This window comes from Alteromonas lipotrueiana (genome assembly GCF_019249245.1).
In the GTDB taxonomy this organism is placed as follows: Bacteria; Pseudomonadota; Gammaproteobacteria; order Enterobacterales; family Alteromonadaceae; genus Alteromonas; species Alteromonas lipotrueiana.
Map to the genome: position 1 here is coordinate 11,642 of NZ_JAESDK010000027.1, position 16,760 is coordinate 28,401.

The following is a 16,760-nucleotide window of genomic DNA, read 5'->3' on the forward strand; positions in this document are numbered from 1 at the left end:
CCGAAAACAGCTTATAAGCAAAAGACCAAACCTGCACATCATACCACAAAAGCCATTTGCAAACGGACAATAGTTATGGCGTAGCTATTTGATGCTTTAATTTTAACCACTTACACACAACTGTTTACGAAAAAAGATCGCCGTAACGGTCGCCGATGTTATACTCGGGCTCGTTTTGAATTTCATTATTATTAAAGGGGAATGCGCGAATGGCCGAGACTGAAAATCGTCCGACCAATTTTATCCGGCAAATTATCGATAAAGATTTGGCGGCTGGGTTACACCAGCAGGTGAAAACGCGTTTTCCGCCCGAGCCTAACGGTTATCTGCATATTGGTCACGCAAAGTCTATCTGTCTGAATTTTGGTATTGCCGAAGATTATCAGGGCAGTTGTAATCTGCGCTTTGATGATACTAACCCTGAAAAAGAAGACATCTCTTTTGTGAACAGTATTCAAAAAGATGTTCGCTGGTTAGGGTTTGATTGGCAGGGTGAGCCATGCTATTCCTCTGGTTATTTTGACCAGTTACACAAGTATGCCAACGAGCTGATTGATAAAGGTCTGGCCTATGTCGATTTTTCTACCCATGAACAAATGCGTGAGCTTCGGGGTACGTTAACCGAGCCGGGAAAAAACAGTCCGTATCGCGACACCGATGTAGCAACGAATCAACGCGAATTTGCTAAAATGACCGCCGGTGAATACGCCGAAGGACAGTGCAGTTTGCGCGCAAAAATCGATATGTCATCGCCGTTTATGTGTATGCGCGACCCGGTTATTTACCGTGTCCGTTTTGCCCATCATCATCAAACTGGTGATAAGTGGTGTGTGTACCCGATGTACGATTTTACTCATTGCATTTCTGATGCACTTGAAGGTATTACTCATTCGTTATGTACGCTTGAATTTCAGGACAACCGCCGGTTGTACGACTGGGTAATCAACAATATCTCAATTGACTGCACACCGCGCCAGTATGAATTTTCGCGCCTGAATCTTGAATACACAGTATTGAGCAAGCGCCGTTTGATTCAACTGGTTGATGAGCAGCACGTTTCGGGATGGGATGACCCCAGGATGCCAACAATTGCCGGTCTGCGTCGCCGTGGTTATACCGCCGGTTCTATCCGGGAATTTTGTAAACGCATCGGCGTCACCAAAATGGACAACATGGTCGAAATGGGCATGCTTGAAGCATGTATTCGTGACGATTTGAACGTCAATGCGCCACGGGCCATGGCGGTGTTAGATCCGGTTAAAATTGTGATTGAGAATTACCCTCAGGACAAAACAGAAACATTACAGGCGCCCAATCATCCGAACGATGAAAGCATGGGGGCGCGCGAAATTACTTTTAGTCGCGAAATTCTTATCGAAGCTGAAGACTTTCGTGAAGAGGCTAATAAGAAGTTCAAGCGTTTGGTGACCGGTAAAGAGGTGCGCTTACGTAATGCTTATGTGATCAAAGCCGAGCGTGTTGAAAAAGACGACGAAGGTAATGTAATAACCATTTTTTGCACCTACGACGACCAGACATTAGGTAAAGATCCGGCCGATGGACGTAAAGTTAAAGGCGTAATCCACTGGGTTGATGCTGCCGCGGCAGTTCCGGCTGAATTTCGCTTGTACGATCGTTTGTTCACGGTACCTAATCCGGCCGCTGAAGAAAACTTTGTAGATGTTATCAACGCAGAATCGTTGACCGTAAAGCAAGGTGTAGTAGAGCGAACCTTATCTACCGCCAGTGTTGACTCGGGCGCCTGGCAGTTTGAGCGTACGGGGTATTTTTGTTGTGACAAAGACAGCACCACCGATAAGCTGGTTTTTAACCAGACTGTTGGACTACGTGATACCTGGGCAAAAATTGCGAACAGTTAGTCTGTAAACAAAAATAAAGCTAGAAAAAGGCGACCCATAAGTCGCCTTTTTTATTATCTCCCGTCTTGCGATGCAAAAACTGCCTGTATGTCAGAATTTATCAACCCGAAGCCTGCTCTTAATCTGTGGGTTTGGGCTGACAATCCAGTGACTGTCCATTTACTTTGGCGCTATCGTCACCCATAAGGTAAAGGTACAAGGGCATAATTTGCTGAGGTGTTTTCAGAGTTTGTGGATCTTCAGCCGGAAAAGCACTGGCCCGCATACTGGTGCGCGTACCACCGGGATTAATACAGTTAAAGCGTATGCTTCTGTTCTCAAACTCACTGGCCAACACCTGCATCATCCCTTCTGTTGCAAACTTTGATACCGCGTAGGCACCCCAGAATGCTCGTCCTTTACGACCCACGCTTGATGTCGTGAAAATAACCGACGCCGAAGGTGCAAGCCTGAGGACCGGTACCAATTTCTGGGTCATAAGTGCAGTACCGTGCACATTAATTTGCATGACGTCTTGCCATTCCTGTTCAGAAATATCCACAAAGGCGCTCAACTGCCCCAGTATTGATGCATTGTGAAGTACGCCATCAAGATGCCCAAACTTATCTTCAATAGTATCGGCCATATCGGCATAGTTTTTAGCCGTAGCACCTTGTAAATCTAACGGTATTATTGCTGGTTCAGGATGCTCAGATGACATAATCTCATCATACACCGCTTCTAGTTTGCTCACGGTTCTGCCCAACAAAATAACGGTAGCTCCATGGGCTGCATAGGTTTTCGCAGCCTGGGCGCCAATACCATCACCCGCCCCGGTGACCAGGATTACTTTATCTTCGAGTAAATTATCAGGAGCCTGATAGTTGTTCATTATAGGTCTCATGGTTGAAGGTGTTGTTTGTAGTCAAACACCGGTAAAGGGAGAATATACTCATCATACAAAGCTGACGTAGCATGTAAACGGTGTTAACGGCCTTTCCACACAAAGAATTAAAAAAAGAAAATAAAAAGTTAACAAAGTTTTGCAAAGTTGCTGCAAACTCAATAAGATTGCGGTATAAGAAACTGGTCTTACATGTTTAGAATCTTAATTAATGCTTAGGGTTAGTTGTCCTAAACCGACAGGATAGTCACTTAAACAAAGCGTTAACCAGACAATAAAAACAACGAAATTGAGGGAAAAAAGAATGAGAAAACTACTTATTAGTTCCAGTATTGCTATGGCGCTGGGGTTAGCAGGTTGCGGAGGCGGCGATACTATAGAAGATATCGAAGCTGACACGCCTGAACAAACCCCTTTTTCCCGTATTGTTTTTGACCCTGCAGCCGGTAACCTCAATGTTCCCAACGATATTTTGATGTTACCGGGCGATGACGGATTTTTTGATTATACGATCAATATTCCTGTGGCTAATCCCGATGATTTTGGTGACCCACAAAATGCGCTTAACGTGTTAGACGGCTGGTCGACGCAAGCGCCGTTTGTGATTGATGTAGAAACCCCTCCGGGCGCTTCAATTGACGAGTCTACACTGTCAGCCGGTGTGTTTATTCTCGAGGCAACCCTGGGTCTTGACCAGAGCGACCCGGACTGCGCCGCAATAAGCACCCCTTCAGCGGGCTGTAAGGTGGGTGATACGTTAACGTTTGGCGAAGATTATGTACTCAGACTTGCCGATAACAACACTATTTCTGTTATTCCGCTAAAACCATTAAAACCAGCCAGCGGCTATATGCTGGTGGTTACTGATGCGCTTAAAGATAGCAGCGGTAAGGCGGTCAGAGGCTCGACAACCTGGGATTTGGTTCGACAGGATATCGATACTAAGCCCCTTAGCTCAGCTTCGCAGCTACAACTTCAAGGTCTGGTTAATAGCTATATTACCCCGCTAGAATCAGCCGGTTTTGAACGCGACGAAATCAGTTATGCAGCTGCGTTTACTACACAATCGGTCGACGATTCATTACAAGCTTTGAAAAAAGTTTCAGTAGCCACTTATGCTGCGCGGGTAGGGGGCGGAGACCCCGCAGCCGGCCAATCGTTACCGGCGATTATGGTCGGTGATGCGCCAGCTCCTAACGCCATGCAGGCATTGAATCTGGTGAGTGACAGTGTTCTTTCAGGCGCAGTATTACAAGCTTCTGCAGCCCTTGATGCAGGGACACAAGCTGCAATTGAAGCTACGTTGGAAGCCGGCGGATTCGATTCACTTCAAAGCTGTGACGGCTTACTTACCACCGCGGCAGGCGGTGCGGCTGACCAGTTTGGCCAGCTTAATAGTTTTGCTCAACCTTTGGCCTCGGGTTTATTGGCAGAAGTAGGCCCATTTTGTGCCGCCCAACATTATGCAGGTAATATAACTTTGCCGTATTATTTGGGTGTACCCAGTCAGGATAACCCTACCGCGCCTGTCACCAGTTTCTGGCAAGCGGCATGTGACAGCGGCATAGTATTAGCCAGCGCCGATGATGAAGTACTTGCTAATGCCGAGCAAGGGCCAAACAACGCACTGTGTCAACAGCTTGGTTTAGCCGACCTACGGGTTAATGGCGATAAACTTGATAAGGCTCGCAATATTACCCGTTACAATCCGGTACCAGTTACCACGGCCACACCTAATCTAGAGGTTCAGGTCACGATTCCTGACCCAATGGTGGCGGGTGCGCTGGGCTTTCCTTTGAGTACTCCTGAAGCCGGATGGCCGGTGGTCATACTGTATCATGGTATCACCAGCAAAAAAGAAGATATGCTGGCGATTACAGGTTCATTGGCCCTGGCCGGAATTGCCAGTGTGGCTATTGACCAGCCGCTACACGGTAGCCGCGGATTTGATCTGGACATGGACGGTACAGACGAAATCAATGCGACGACTGTTACGCCTACTCACTATATGAATCTGGCCAGTTTACCCACAGCGCGGGATAACCTACGTCAAAGTGTGGCTGATTTGCTAGGTGTTCGTTTAGGCTTGAATGCGGTAATCGATAATACAACAGATCAAAATGTTAAGTTTAACTTAGGTCAGGTATCGGTAATGGGTGTGTCTTTAGGGGCGATGACCGGGGGTAACTTTGCGGCTGTAGCAAATACGTCTTTAGGGGGCGACCTTGCCGCCCTTGATAGTTTGTTTGCGGTAAATGCAGCGTCGTTAGAGTCGCCTGGAGGCGGTGTAGCTCAATTCTTAATCGAGTCACCTTCTTTTGGTCCGCTTATTAAAGGTTTGTTGTTGTCAGAGTCTTCTGAAGATTTCCAGGGCTTGTTGATGCAGCTTTATGGTTCTACAGATGTTTCACGCGAACAGCTGGTGATGGCAGTGACGCAGTTTGAACAGGCACTAACTCCAGAGCAGGCGGCTCAGGTTGAAGCAACCCTTAACGAGTTCTCTTTCGCCGCGCAGACCGTTCTGGATTCAGGCGATCCGAACAACTATGCCAGCACCTTGGGTGCAAACACACCGGTTCACATGATGACGGTAGTAGGGGATGGCAGTGAAGAAAATAAACCGGACCAGGTTATTCCGGTGGAAACTAAACTTCCGCTGTCAGGACAGAATCCGTTAGCCTCGCTTATTGGTTTACCACAAATCAGCAGCACCGTTACCGGCGAGTCAGTCTCGGGTCAGGTTCGCTTTACCGAAGGCGCTCATGCATCTAGCTTAAGCCCGGATGCCAGTGCCGCGACCACAAAAGAAATGCAAACCCAGGTGGCCACTTATATTGCTACTGAAGCGGGTGTCATTAAAATAACTAATTCAGATGTTATAGCAAACTAATCTGTATTGTATTAACAAGGCCAGCCATAAAGCTGGCCTTTTTTATGTCTGATATTAAGTCGGTTGTCGTCATGAGCGTGCAACGCTGATAAACTTGCGCCAACCTTACAGCGAATAGCACTATTTTTGGATAGAGTCGGGAGATTATTTTGGAGTTTTTGTACGAATACGGACTATTTTTAGCGAAGGCGGTGACCCTGGTCGTTGCCATCGTAATGGTCGTTGCGGCAATAGTGGGCGCTGCGAATAAACAAAAGCCGGGTAAAGGTCAGCTAGAAATTGTTTCTTTATCTGAACAGTTAAAAGATATTACGCATTATGCCCGTTCGGTATTGCTGGACAAAACCAGTATGAAAAAACTGGCAAAACAACAAAAGAAAGAAGCAAAAAATCAGGACAAGCAGGATCAAAATCAACCGCGTTTGTTTGTTATTGATTTTAAAGGTTCGATGGATGCTCACGAAGTTGAAAGACTACGCGAAGAAATTACGGCAGTACTTTGCGTGGCAGAAAATAAAGATGAAGTCTTGGTTCGCCTTGAAAGCGGCGGCGGTGTAGTTCACGGCTATGGCCTGGCAGCATCTCAGCTTCAAAGAATCAAAGAAAAAGGCATAAAGCTCACCGTATCTGTCGACAAGGTCGCGGCCAGCGGCGGATATATGATGGCCTGTGTGGCAGACCATCTTATGGCATCGCGTTTTGCTTATATCGGTTCAATCGGCGTATTAGCGCAAATGCCTAACTTTCATAAAGTATTGAAGAAAAATGATGTAGAGTTTGAGCAACATACCGCCGGAGCTTACAAGCGAACGCTTACGGTATTTGGTGAAAACACCGATGAAGGCCGCGAAAAGTTTCAGGAAGAACTTGAAGAGATACATGTTTTGTTCAAAGACTGGGTACGTGAACAGCGAACTAATCTGGATATTGAAAAAGTGGCAACGGGCGAGTTTTGGCCGGGGATAAAAGCTAAAGACCTGGGTCTGGTTGATGAAATTATGACTTCGGATGACTATATCCTTAGCGCGCATCCACAAAAGCAGATCTACAGCGTCAAATATGCTCATAAAAAGAATATGGCTGAAAAGCTGGGTATGTCGTTTGCCTCTGTCGCACAGCGCTCTTTGATGCGTCTATGGAGCGAGTCCAGAAGCTGGTTTCATTAATATTGAGCTATGTCACAGTCGACTAAAAATGTAATTCTGGATGTAGCTGAAGCCTTGTTTGCCGAACAAGGCTTCAATCAAACCTCTATGCGCACCATTACTCGCAGCGCCGATGTGAACCTTGCTTCCGTGAACTATCACTTTGGCAGTAAAAAAAATCTGATTCAGGCAGTATTCAAACGTTATTTTGATGAATTAATGCCCAAAATTGATGAGGTATTGGAGCATCTGCCTTTGCACACCGGATTTGCGGGTATTCAGGCATTATTTAATGCGTTGATTGTACCTATGGTGAGTTTGCATAGTTTCAGGCCAGGCGGTACAGAACGATTTGTGCAGTTATTGGGGCGCGGATATAACGAAACCCAGGGGCACTTACGTCGGTTTATTATGCATGACTATGGTGACACTGTGCATCGTTTACTGTCTGAGATTCATCGTCGTCTGCCCGATATAGACGACAGTGAGTTATTTTGGCGACTGCATTTTGCTATGGGAAGCTTTGTGTTTTCTATGGCCTCGTCGCAGGCGCTCAAAGAAATTGCCCAGTCTGATTTTAATCAAACCATCGAAGTGGTTGACGTAATTAATCATTTGGTGCCTTTTGTGGCACACGGGATCAGCGGCAAACCATCCGTGTAAAACGTTTATGTTTTGTTTTGATACCGACCTCCCAAGGTCGGTATTTTTGTTTATCGATGATAAACTTCGTCCTATCTATATGAGTGTTAAAGGTGTGTTTTTATGATATCGCGCACAGAATTACATACGGTTTTAGATAACCTTTTAAAACCCGAAGATATAAAAGATTACTGTCCAAACGGTTTGCAGGTCGAAGGCAAAGAACGCATAAAAACGGTAGTAACAGGGGTCACAGCCTCACAACGTTTGATCAATGCCGCTATCGAACAAAACGCTGACGCTATTGTGGTGCATCATGGGTATTTTTGGAAAGGTGAAAACGAAGTCATTACTGGTATGAAAAAGCGTCGCTTGCAAACACTACTGGCTCACGACATAAGTTTGTTTGCGTATCACCTGCCAATTGATGTACACCCTGAATATGGCAACAACGCGCAACTTGCACATTTGCTGGGTATCGAGAATGCGAAGCCTATGCCTGGGGTTAGCCCACGGGGTATCGTGTATCAGGGAGAGTTTTCTGCAGCCTTGAGCCCGCAACAATTAGCCCAGCGTTTTGAAAGTGTGTTAGGAAAAACACCGTTGGTTGAGCAGGTCGGTAGCGGTTCAGTGAAAACCATCGCCTGGTGCAGTGGAGGTGGGCAGGGTTTTATAGACCAGGCAGCCGAAGCCGGAATGGATGCATTTTTCAGTGGTGAGGTGTCTGAAAAAACCATTCACAGTGCTCGCGAACAAAATATTCATTACTTCGCTTGCGGGCATCATGCTACAGAGCGCTGTGGTGTGAAAGCGCTTGGCGACTATCTTCACAGTCAGCTAGGGCTGAACGTACGCTTTATCGATATTGATAATCCTGCGTAAGAGTGCTCAATGAAAGAGACTGACCAGTATTTTGATGGCATCGCTGACAAATTTGCCCGCAATATTTACGGCACCACCAAAGGCCGTTTACGCCATATTTTATTGCTTGACGCCATGCAACCATTTTTGCAGGCGCGGCGGCATCAGATTATAGAGTTGGGCGGAGGCACGGGCATATTAACGAAGGCTTTGGTAGAACAAGACCATCACGTAACCCTGACCGATGCGTCTGAACAGGTTCTTGAGCTTGCCCGCGAGTTGTTGGCTCCTTACCCTGATGTAAACGTCTGGCAGGTGCCATTACAGGATATTGAGCATTTATCTTCTTATTCTATGGTGATTTGTCATGCGGTACTGGAGTGGCTGGCCGAACCGTTTGAAGCACTGACTCACATTAGTGAAAAAATGGCCCCGGGCAGCTTGTTAAGCTTGAGTTTTTTCAACCGGGATGCCGCACTTTTTGGCAACGCAGTGTATGGCAACTTTGCTTATATTGCGAAAGGGCTCAAAGTAAAAAATCAGGTTCGCCTTAATCCGGATAACGCCTTGCGTCCAGCGCAGGTTATTGATTACCTGCAGGCCTTAGGCTTTACAATAGAGGCCAAAGCGGGCATACGCTGCTTTCACGATTATATGAACGATAAACCCCAAAGTGATGATAAGTTTGCAGAACTTTTAGACGCCGAAAGGCAATACGGTAAGCAGGAGCCCTTTTGCTGGCTGGGTAAGTACTTTTATTTAATGCTACGCAAAACCTGAAGCTTTTTACACCACTTACAAACAGTATAAAGTATGGCATAACGCGGGTGCCAGCCACCGGAAAAAACATAAAAGGACAGACACAATGAATAAGGTTAGTTTTATTGGGTTAGGTGTGATGGGCTATCCGATGGCCGGTCACCTTGCTGGTGCAGGATATGCAGTCACCGTATACAACCGCACCGCTGCAAAGGCCCAAAAATGGTGCCAGACCTATACGGGCACGCAGGCTGAAACGCCAGAGCAAGCGGCTGAGCAAGCGCAGATAGTATTTATGTGCGTGGGCGATGATAATGACGTACGCGAAATGGCGGGAAAGGTGCTAAAGGTTATGGCACCAGGCTCTGTGCTGGTTGACCATACCACCGCCTCGGCAGAGGTCGCTCGTGAACTGGCCCAGCAGGCTCAGCAACAAGGTATCGGTTTTTTGGATGCGCCGGTCTCGGGCGGCGAAGCAGGTGCGGTTAATGGTGCGCTGACTATTATGGCTGGCGGAGAGCAAGCAGATTTTGACACTGTATTGCCAGCTCTTAAAGCTTACGGCCGTCAGGCAAAATTACTAGGAAAAGCCGGTTCAGGTCAGCTGGCGAAAATGATGAATCAGATTTGTATTGCCGGAATTATTCAGGGGCTGGCAGAGGCATTGCATTTTGGACAGCGAGCAGGTCTGGACTGTGAACAGGTTATTGAGGTCATCCGCCAGGGGGCCGCGCAATCCTGGCAGATGGAAAATCGAGCCGGCAGTATGCTCAACAATCAATACAATTTCGGATTTGCGGTAGACTGGATGCGAAAAGATCTCGCCATTGCATTAGCGGAAGCGCGTAAAAATGGTTCGACCCTGGCGCTGACTGCGCTGGTCGATCAGTATTACGCCGATGTCCAGAAGTCCGGTGGGGGGCGCTGGGATACCTCCAGTTTATTAACCCGGCTAAAATGATTAAACGTCGCTATTTAAACCGCCGGAGTCTCAACTTCAGTAGCAGATGGGTTTGTTTGTTTTTCATATAGTGCGCCGGTCGCCGCGTACAAGCGTTGATTTTCATTAAAAGTTTGCTCTAGCTTGTTCAAACGACCCCGATTAGCTGACGACAGTATCGAAGAGTCGAGGGAGTCCAGCAAAGAGATTACGGTAAAGCCTCGATAAGCGGGTTGTTCAACGTGCAACATACACTGCAACAGGTTAAGTCCGAAGGCAGCAGTTTCGGGCAACAGTGTGTAAGCCTGATAAAAATAATACATGGCTTTGGTGTATTGTTGCTGTACAAACAGCCTGGAACCATTGTCGTTAAGCTCGGTAGCCTGTTCAGCGGCCAGCCCCATAGTTTGCTCAGTTTGGGTCAGAAGCTGCTGGTGTGTTATCTGCTCAGTAAGGCTAAGGCTGGCCTGATTTCGCTCATGCGCTATGGCAAGCAATTCACGAGCCTTTTCAGGCTGCATTAACCCACCGTAAACTTTTGCTGCGGTAATCAAGGTTCCGGTTGCGGTGCGCTGATACGGTGATTCCCGGTCCTGTGCAACCAATGTTTCGGCTCGTTCAACGTCTTCATCTAAAATTGCGGCGTAGGCCATCAGCACATCGCGTTTTTGCAATTGCTGAGCATCGCTTTGTGTACGTCCGGCTATCCCAATAAGCCGACGGGCCTGAGACAAACTTTCGGTGCGATTTGTTAAAGGTTGTTGTTCTGCAATAGACAGGTAAAACTCAGCAAGTTCAAAGGTGAAGGTGGCAAACCTATCACGCGCATGCTGACTGGCTTCCCGTTTTTTCTGTAGTAGTTCGATGCCTTCTACAACCCGGTCTTGTTTTTGATAGGTCATAGATTTAAGGCGCGCGGCCGATAAACTCAGTTCACTGCCCTGAATATTATCCAGATAGTGTTCGGCCTGAGCATACGCTTTTTGCTCAAAGCTTAAACTGGCCAGCCATTCAAATGCTTTGCCGCGGGCCAGCGGCGAATGGGACATCGTGCTTAATTCGTTTTCACATTCGAACCAGTTTCCCTGCACATAATGGCATTTTACTTTTCCCCATTGCGCCCACAATACTTTATCTGACTCTAGCAAAACTGTGTCGTATAGCGTACGGGCATGCAAGATATTACCTGTTTCGAATAATAACTGTGCTTTAAGCTTGATAACATCATTGCGTAAACGAAGAGGAACTTCTTTTTCCAAGAGTTTTTGCAGCAAGATTAAAGCCTGAGATTTATCGTGGCGATCTATTGCCGCCAGGGCATCGCCTACATAACGCCGGTAAGTAATATAATGTTTGATACCCCGGGAAAGACTATTCATATTGTAGGGCTTTATAAGCAGCAAATCCGGCTGACAATCAATGATTTGGCCGATAGTTTGGGGTAGCCGGTCTGAGGTAATAAAAATAATGCCGGTACTAGGACGAATAAACTGTTCATTGCGTAAAATATTGAGCCACTCGACCCCACTGCGCCCCTCACCTAAATGAAAGTCAAAAATAATGACTTCATAGTTTTGCTTACGAAGTGCTTGTTTAAGCTCGCTGGCGCTACTGAAACTGCTTATGTCAAACAATCCCAAACTTAAGATATGGCTTCGCAAGGTGCCTCTTGCGGTGGCATTATCTTCAACAATGGCTAATCGATACTGCATCTGTAGAAACCTGTATAAAAGGCGAGAGTACGTACTGCACAGCGGTTAAGCATAGCAACCCGAGGTTATTTCGTCATTATTGAAAAAAAATAAATTCATTCACAGATATTGATCATATTAACAACCTCAAGCATCATGTCGTCACACAAAGTTTACAAATAACTAACGTTGGCTTGTTGCTTTACGTTTACGTGAAGGGAAGGTGGCGTTATGTTGTTGCCAAGAGCCAAACTACAGGAATAAAAAGTTATGCACCAGGTACCCTTATTTATCAATGGCCAAATGCAACCCTCTGCAACATCAAATTATATTGATGTTACTGATCCTGCTAACAATCAGGTTATCGCGCAGGTTCCGTGTGCGACTGACAAAGAAATTGAAGACGCGGTTAACAGTGCGCAAAAGGCATTTGAAAGCTGGAAAGATGTTCCCGTAACCCAACGCGCACGGGTGATGATGCGCTATCAAGCCCTATTAAAAGAGCATCAGCGCGATATCGCAGAAATCCTGGCCAAAGAGACCGGCAAAACTTTTGATGATGCCATGGGCGACGTATGGCGTGGTATTGAAGTGGTAGAGCAGGCCATGAACGTACCGGCGATGATGATGGGCGAAACCGTTGAAAATGTAGCCCGTAATATTGATACCTATAGCAACACCCAGCCCTTAGGCGTTTGTTTAGGAATCACCCCATTTAACTTTCCGGCGATGATTCCACTGTGGATGTTTCCGCTAGCGGTTGCGTGTGGTAACACCTTTATTTTAAAACCTTCTGAACAAGATCCGATGACACCCATGCGTCTGGCCGAATTGTTTAAAGAAGCCGGCGCACCTGATGGCGTATTAAACGTAGTACATGGTGGTAAAGAACAAGTCGAACCGTTGCTAACACACCCTGTTATTAAAGCGGTTTCTTTTGTAGGTTCAGTTCCGGTTGGGCAGCATATCTACCGGACTGCGACATCAAATATGAAACGCGCACAATGTTTTGCGGGGGCGAAAAACCATACCGTAATCATGCCAGACGCCAATAAAGAACATGTGTTGAACAATCTTGTTGGAGCCTCGGTTGGCGCCGCGGGACAGCGTTGTATGGCTATATCTGTAGCCGTATTTGTAGGTGAAGCCCAAGAGTGGATCCCTGAACTTGCCGAGCGAATCGCAAAGGTAAAACCAGGTCGCTGGGACGACGAAAATGCAGCTTTCGGACCGCTTATCAGCCCGGCAGCAAAAGAGCGTGTATTGAAGCTTATTCAAAGCGGTAAAGACCAGGGCGCCACCTGTCTGGTCGATGGTAGCGACTTTACGCTGGAAGGCTATGAAGATGGCAACTGGGTTGGCCCTACCGTATTTAGTGATGTTACTGACGAGATGGATATATACCAGCAAGAAATTTTTGGCCCGGTATTATGCACGATGGGCGCTGACTCTTTAGAAGATGCCCTGACGCTGGTGAATAACAATCCGTATGGTAACGGCACGTCTATTTTCACAAATAGCGGTGCAGCGGCCAGAAAATATCAGCGTGAAGTTGAAGTAGGACAAGTGGGGATTAATGTGCCTATTCCTGTACCGCTGCCGTTTTTCTCGTTCACCGGTTGGAAAAACTCGTTCTATGGTGATTTGCATGCCTATGGCAAACAAGGCATTCGCTTTTATACAGAAACCAAAACCATTACATCACGCTGGTTGGAAAATGACATTCCAGGCGGCCCGAATATGACAATTTCAATGTCTTAACAGGAGGGCATCATGGATTTTTCATTAACAGATGACCAACAGGCCTTCGCCGATACTGCTGCTCAGTTTTCGCGGCAGGTATTGCAGCCTAACGCAGCCCGTTGGGATAAAGAGCATCATTTTCCGGTAGACGAAATTCGCCAGGCGGGTGAGCTGGGGTTTTGTGGATTATATACCCCTGAAGATCAGGGTGGTTTGGGTCTGTCGCGTTTAGACTCATCGATTATTTTTGAGCAATTGGCGATGGGATGCACAACCACCACGGCAATGCTCACTATCCATAATATGGCCACGTGGATGATTGCCAGCTGGGGAACCCAGAGCGTTAAAGACCAGTGGTGTCCTGAGCTGGTAACAGGTGAAAAGCTGGCCTCTTATTGCCTGACCGAACCTGGCGCAGGCTCTGATGCCGCATCGCTTAAAAGCACCGCCGTAAAGACCGACGATGGTTATCGGCTGAACGGATCTAAAGTGTTTATTTCAGGGGCGGGCAGTACCGATGTTCTGGTGGTAATGGCACGAACCGGCGATGCGGGTCCTGGGGGCATTTCTGCTTTTGCAATACCCGCTGACTGTGACGGTATTATTTACGGTAAGCCTGAAGAGAAAATGGGCTGGAATGCACAGCCCACGCGCATGATCACGTTTGAAGATGTAGAGCTGGATGCCCAGTGGCTACTGGGTAAAGAGGGTGACGGTTTTAAAATGGCCATGCAGGGGCTGGACGGTGGCCGCATCAATATTGCCACTTGCTCAATTGGTACCGCACAACAGGCCCTTAATACTGCACGTGATTATATGCAGGAACGTGAACAGTTTAATAAACCATTGGCGGCGTTTCAGGCGTTGCAATTTAAACTGGCTGATATGGCAACCGAGCTGGTTGCGGCACGGCAAATGGTACGTCTGGCGGCATTTAAGCTTGATAATAAAGATGCAGATAAAACCACCTATTGCGCCATGGCCAAACGTTTTGCTACCGATGTGGGTTTTAAAGTGTGCAATGATGCACTGCAGTTACACGGTGGCTATGGCTATATTAAAGAGTACCCGTTAGAGCGTCATGTCAGAGATGTTCGTGTGCATCAGATTCTTGAAGGCACGAATGAAATAATGCGGGTTATTATCGGCCGTCGTTTATTGGCCGATGAGCGTGAAGTATTATAATCACGGCAAAGGAGACGCAACATGAGTGATGCAGTTGATTCTGCCCCTATTACAGTACGCGAAATTTCGTTAGCCGGTGGCAAAGTTGCCGGCCAACTCACCCTGAATAAGCCGAAATCGTTAAATGCGCTAGATTTAGACATGGCTGAAGCCATGCTCGATGCATTACAAAAATTTGAAAAGCGCAACGACGTCGCTTTTGTCTTCATTGATGCAAAAGGCGATAAAGCCTTTTGTGCAGGGGGCGACATTGTCACTATGTATCGGTCAATGCAAGCCGCTCCCGGTGAAGTCCCTGACTTTATAAAGCGCTTTTTTGCTCTTGAGTATCGGCTTGACTACACCATTCATACCTATAGCAAGCCTGTGGTTGTCTGGGGGCACGGAATTGTAATGGGTGGCGGTATGGGCTTATTAAACGGGGCTTCGCATCGTGTGGTTACAGCATCGTCGCGGCTGGCGATGCCAGAAATTACTATAGGTTTGTATCCGGATGTCGGGGGCAGTTATTTTCTGCCGCGTTTACCCGGACACACAGGCCTGTTTTTAGGTCTTACCGGCGCCAGTATTAATGCCACTGATGCCTGCTTTCTTACACTGGCTGATCATTATTGCGATGCAGATCAAAAGCAACAGGTCCTTGAGCAGTTTAGCCAGGCGGACTTCACAAGCAAAAATGCTCATCAGCAAGTCTCGCAGGTATTGGCGACACACGAAACGCCTGCCGACCAGCGTGTTGAACCTCAGGTAGAACCACGTTTATCTGTAATTAATAAAGCCTGTGAGGGTGAGGATATTGCTGCTATCGCGCATAATATTCTACAGTTAGACAGCACCGATGATAAGTGGCTAAATAAGGCGCAAAAAGCACTTAAAGGCGGCTCGGCTATTACCGCTAACCTGGTTTACGAACAGGTTAAACGCGGAAAAGATATGACATTGGCTGAATGCTTTAAAATGGAAATGACCATGTCGTGTCACTGCGGTGAGTATGGTGAACTGCAAGAAGGTGTGCGCGCTTTACTTATTGATAAGGACAATCAACCAAACTGGAAGTTCTCGAATATTGCTGATGTACCACAAGAGGTAGTAGAGCACTTTTTCAGTCCACTTTGGAACGAGCAACAGCACCCGTTGGCCGACTTAGGAGCAAAATAATGAAAAAAATCGCATTTATTGGTTTAGGTAATATGGGCGGTCCTATGGCCGCAAATTTATTAGCAAAGGGTATGGATGTCACCGTTTTTGATCTGGTGCCAGAAGCCGTTCAACAAGCCTGCGATAAAGGTGCAAAGTCGGCCTCCAGCGCTGCCGAGGCGGTTAAGGATGCACAGGTAGTGGTTACTATGTTGCCGGCCGCTCAGCATGTAAAAAGTCTGTATTTAGGTGATGATGGTATTATCGCAAAGGCGGGTGCGCAGACATTATTTATAGACTCCAGTACTATTGATGCACAAAGTGCCCGGGATGTGGGTGAAGCCGTTGAAAAAGCAGGTCATATGTTTGTGGATGCACCGGTTTCAGGCGGAACCGCTGGCGCGACTGCCGGTACCTTGACATTTATCATGGGTGGGTCAGAGCAGGCCGTGGAGAAGGCGCGCCCGGTACTTGATTGCATGGGCAAGAATATTTTCCATGCTGGTCCGTTGGGCGCTGGGCAGGTGGCCAAAATATGTAATAACATGCTGCTGGCAGTATTAATGGCGGGTACCAGCGAAGCACTGCAGCTAGCCATAGCCAACGGGCTTGACCCTAAAGTGGTTAGCGACATTATGTTGCAAAGTTCAGGCTGCAACTGGACGCTGCAAAAATATAATCCGTGTCCTGATGTCATGGAAAACGTCCCCAGCTCCAACGATTATCAGGGTGGCTTTATGGTCAAACTGATGAATAAGGACTTAAGTTTGGCCATGGATGCTGCCAGCGCCAGTAGTTCAGCTACGCCTATGGCTAGTCTGGCCCAGTCGCTTTATCGGTTACATCAGAGCAACGGAAATCAGGATAAAGATTTTTCAAGTATTTTTAAAATGTTTGAACAACAATAATCACGCCTGACTATTATAAGCCTCTGCCTGTCATCCACTACTATGGGCAGGGGCTTTTCAGTTTTTACCCACTTTCAAACATCTGCTACTATCGCC

12 protein-coding genes and 1 pseudogene are annotated in these 16,760 nt (G+C 47.0%); 11 read left to right on the forward strand and 2 right to left on the reverse strand.

Translation table 11 applies throughout. The features are described from left to right. Window positions 1–209 precede the first annotated feature (209 nt). On the forward strand, window positions 210–1,880 hold the full coding sequence (gene glnS, locus JK130_RS15310) for a glutamine--tRNA ligase (RefSeq protein ID WP_218355206.1): 1,671 nt from the start codon (window positions 210–212) through the stop codon (window positions 1,878–1,880). Window positions 1,881–1,998: 118 nt separating this feature from the next. On the opposite strand, the gene JK130_RS15315 is transcribed toward glnS, so the two are convergent. Beyond that, the gene (locus tag JK130_RS15315) at window positions 1,999–2,751 is read right to left on the reverse strand and encodes a YciK family oxidoreductase (protein WP_218355207.1); all 753 of its coding nucleotides are present in this window, start codon (window positions 2,749–2,751) and stop codon (window positions 1,999–2,001) included. Window positions 2,752–3,067: 316 nt separating this feature from the next. Between JK130_RS15315 and JK130_RS15320 the strand changes: the two genes are divergently transcribed. The 6 genes and pseudogenes from JK130_RS15320 to JK130_RS15345 all read left to right on the forward strand — a co-directional run. After that, window positions 3,068–5,653, forward strand: coding sequence for a VolA/Pla-1 family phospholipase (locus tag JK130_RS15320; RefSeq protein WP_218355208.1), 2,586 nt, complete (start codon window positions 3,068–3,070; stop codon window positions 5,651–5,653). A 149-nt stretch (window positions 5,654–5,802) separates the two neighbouring features. Continuing rightward, entirely contained in the window at window positions 5,803–6,819 is a 1,017-nt protein-coding gene (sohB, locus tag JK130_RS15325; protein ID WP_218355209.1) for a protease SohB, read from the forward strand. 9 nt (window positions 6,820–6,828) lie between these two features. Further along, on the forward strand, window positions 6,829–7,461 hold the full coding sequence (locus tag JK130_RS15330) for a TetR/AcrR family transcriptional regulator (RefSeq protein ID WP_218355210.1): 633 nt from the start codon (window positions 6,829–6,831) through the stop codon (window positions 7,459–7,461). Window positions 7,462–7,563: 102 nt separating this feature from the next. Beyond that, window positions 7,564–8,322, forward strand: a complete 759-nt coding sequence (locus JK130_RS15335) for a Nif3-like dinuclear metal center hexameric protein (protein WP_218355211.1) — start codon at window positions 7,564–7,566, stop codon at window positions 8,320–8,322. A 9-nt stretch (window positions 8,323–8,331) separates the two neighbouring features. Then, window positions 8,332–9,081 carry a methyltransferase gene (locus JK130_RS15340; RefSeq protein ID WP_218355212.1) on the forward strand — a complete coding sequence of 250 codons (750 nt, stop codon included), beginning with the start codon at window positions 8,332–8,334 and terminating at the stop codon, window positions 9,079–9,081. 31 nt (window positions 9,082–9,112) lie between these two features. Then, window positions 9,113–10,021, forward strand: a pseudogene (locus JK130_RS15345) (NAD(P)-dependent oxidoreductase); the annotation flags it as partial. A 14-nt stretch (window positions 10,022–10,035) separates the two neighbouring features. Here the strand turns inward: JK130_RS15345 and JK130_RS15350 are convergent. Continuing rightward, window positions 10,036–11,712 (reverse strand): response regulator, encoded by a 1,677-nt coding sequence (locus JK130_RS15350; protein ID WP_218355214.1) that lies wholly within the window; start codon window positions 11,710–11,712, stop codon window positions 10,036–10,038. Between the two features lie 249 nt (window positions 11,713–11,961). On the opposite strand from JK130_RS15350, the gene JK130_RS15355 reads away from it, so the two are divergent. Genes JK130_RS15355 through mmsB form a run of 4 tightly spaced genes read left to right on the forward strand, consistent with a single transcriptional unit; the run spans window position 11,962 to window position 16,664 of the window. After that, window positions 11,962–13,452 carry a CoA-acylating methylmalonate-semialdehyde dehydrogenase gene (locus JK130_RS15355; protein ID WP_218355215.1) on the forward strand — a complete coding sequence of 497 codons (1,491 nt, stop codon included), beginning with the start codon at window positions 11,962–11,964 and terminating at the stop codon, window positions 13,450–13,452. Between the two features lie 12 nt (window positions 13,453–13,464). Beyond that, window positions 13,465–14,619 (forward strand): acyl-CoA dehydrogenase family protein, encoded by a 1,155-nt coding sequence (locus JK130_RS15360; RefSeq protein ID WP_218355216.1) that lies wholly within the window; start codon window positions 13,465–13,467, stop codon window positions 14,617–14,619. Between the two features lie 21 nt (window positions 14,620–14,640). Then, window positions 14,641–15,777: an enoyl-CoA hydratase/isomerase family protein gene (locus JK130_RS15365; protein WP_218355217.1), complete on the forward strand. Its 1,137-nt coding sequence runs from the start codon at window positions 14,641–14,643 to the stop codon at window positions 15,775–15,777. Beyond that, window positions 15,777–16,664, forward strand: a complete 888-nt coding sequence (mmsB, locus tag JK130_RS15370; RefSeq protein WP_218355218.1) for a 3-hydroxyisobutyrate dehydrogenase — start codon at window positions 15,777–15,779, stop codon at window positions 16,662–16,664. Before JK130_RS15365 ends, mmsB begins: the two co-directional genes overlap by 1 nt. Window positions 16,665–16,760 lie beyond the last annotated feature (96 nt).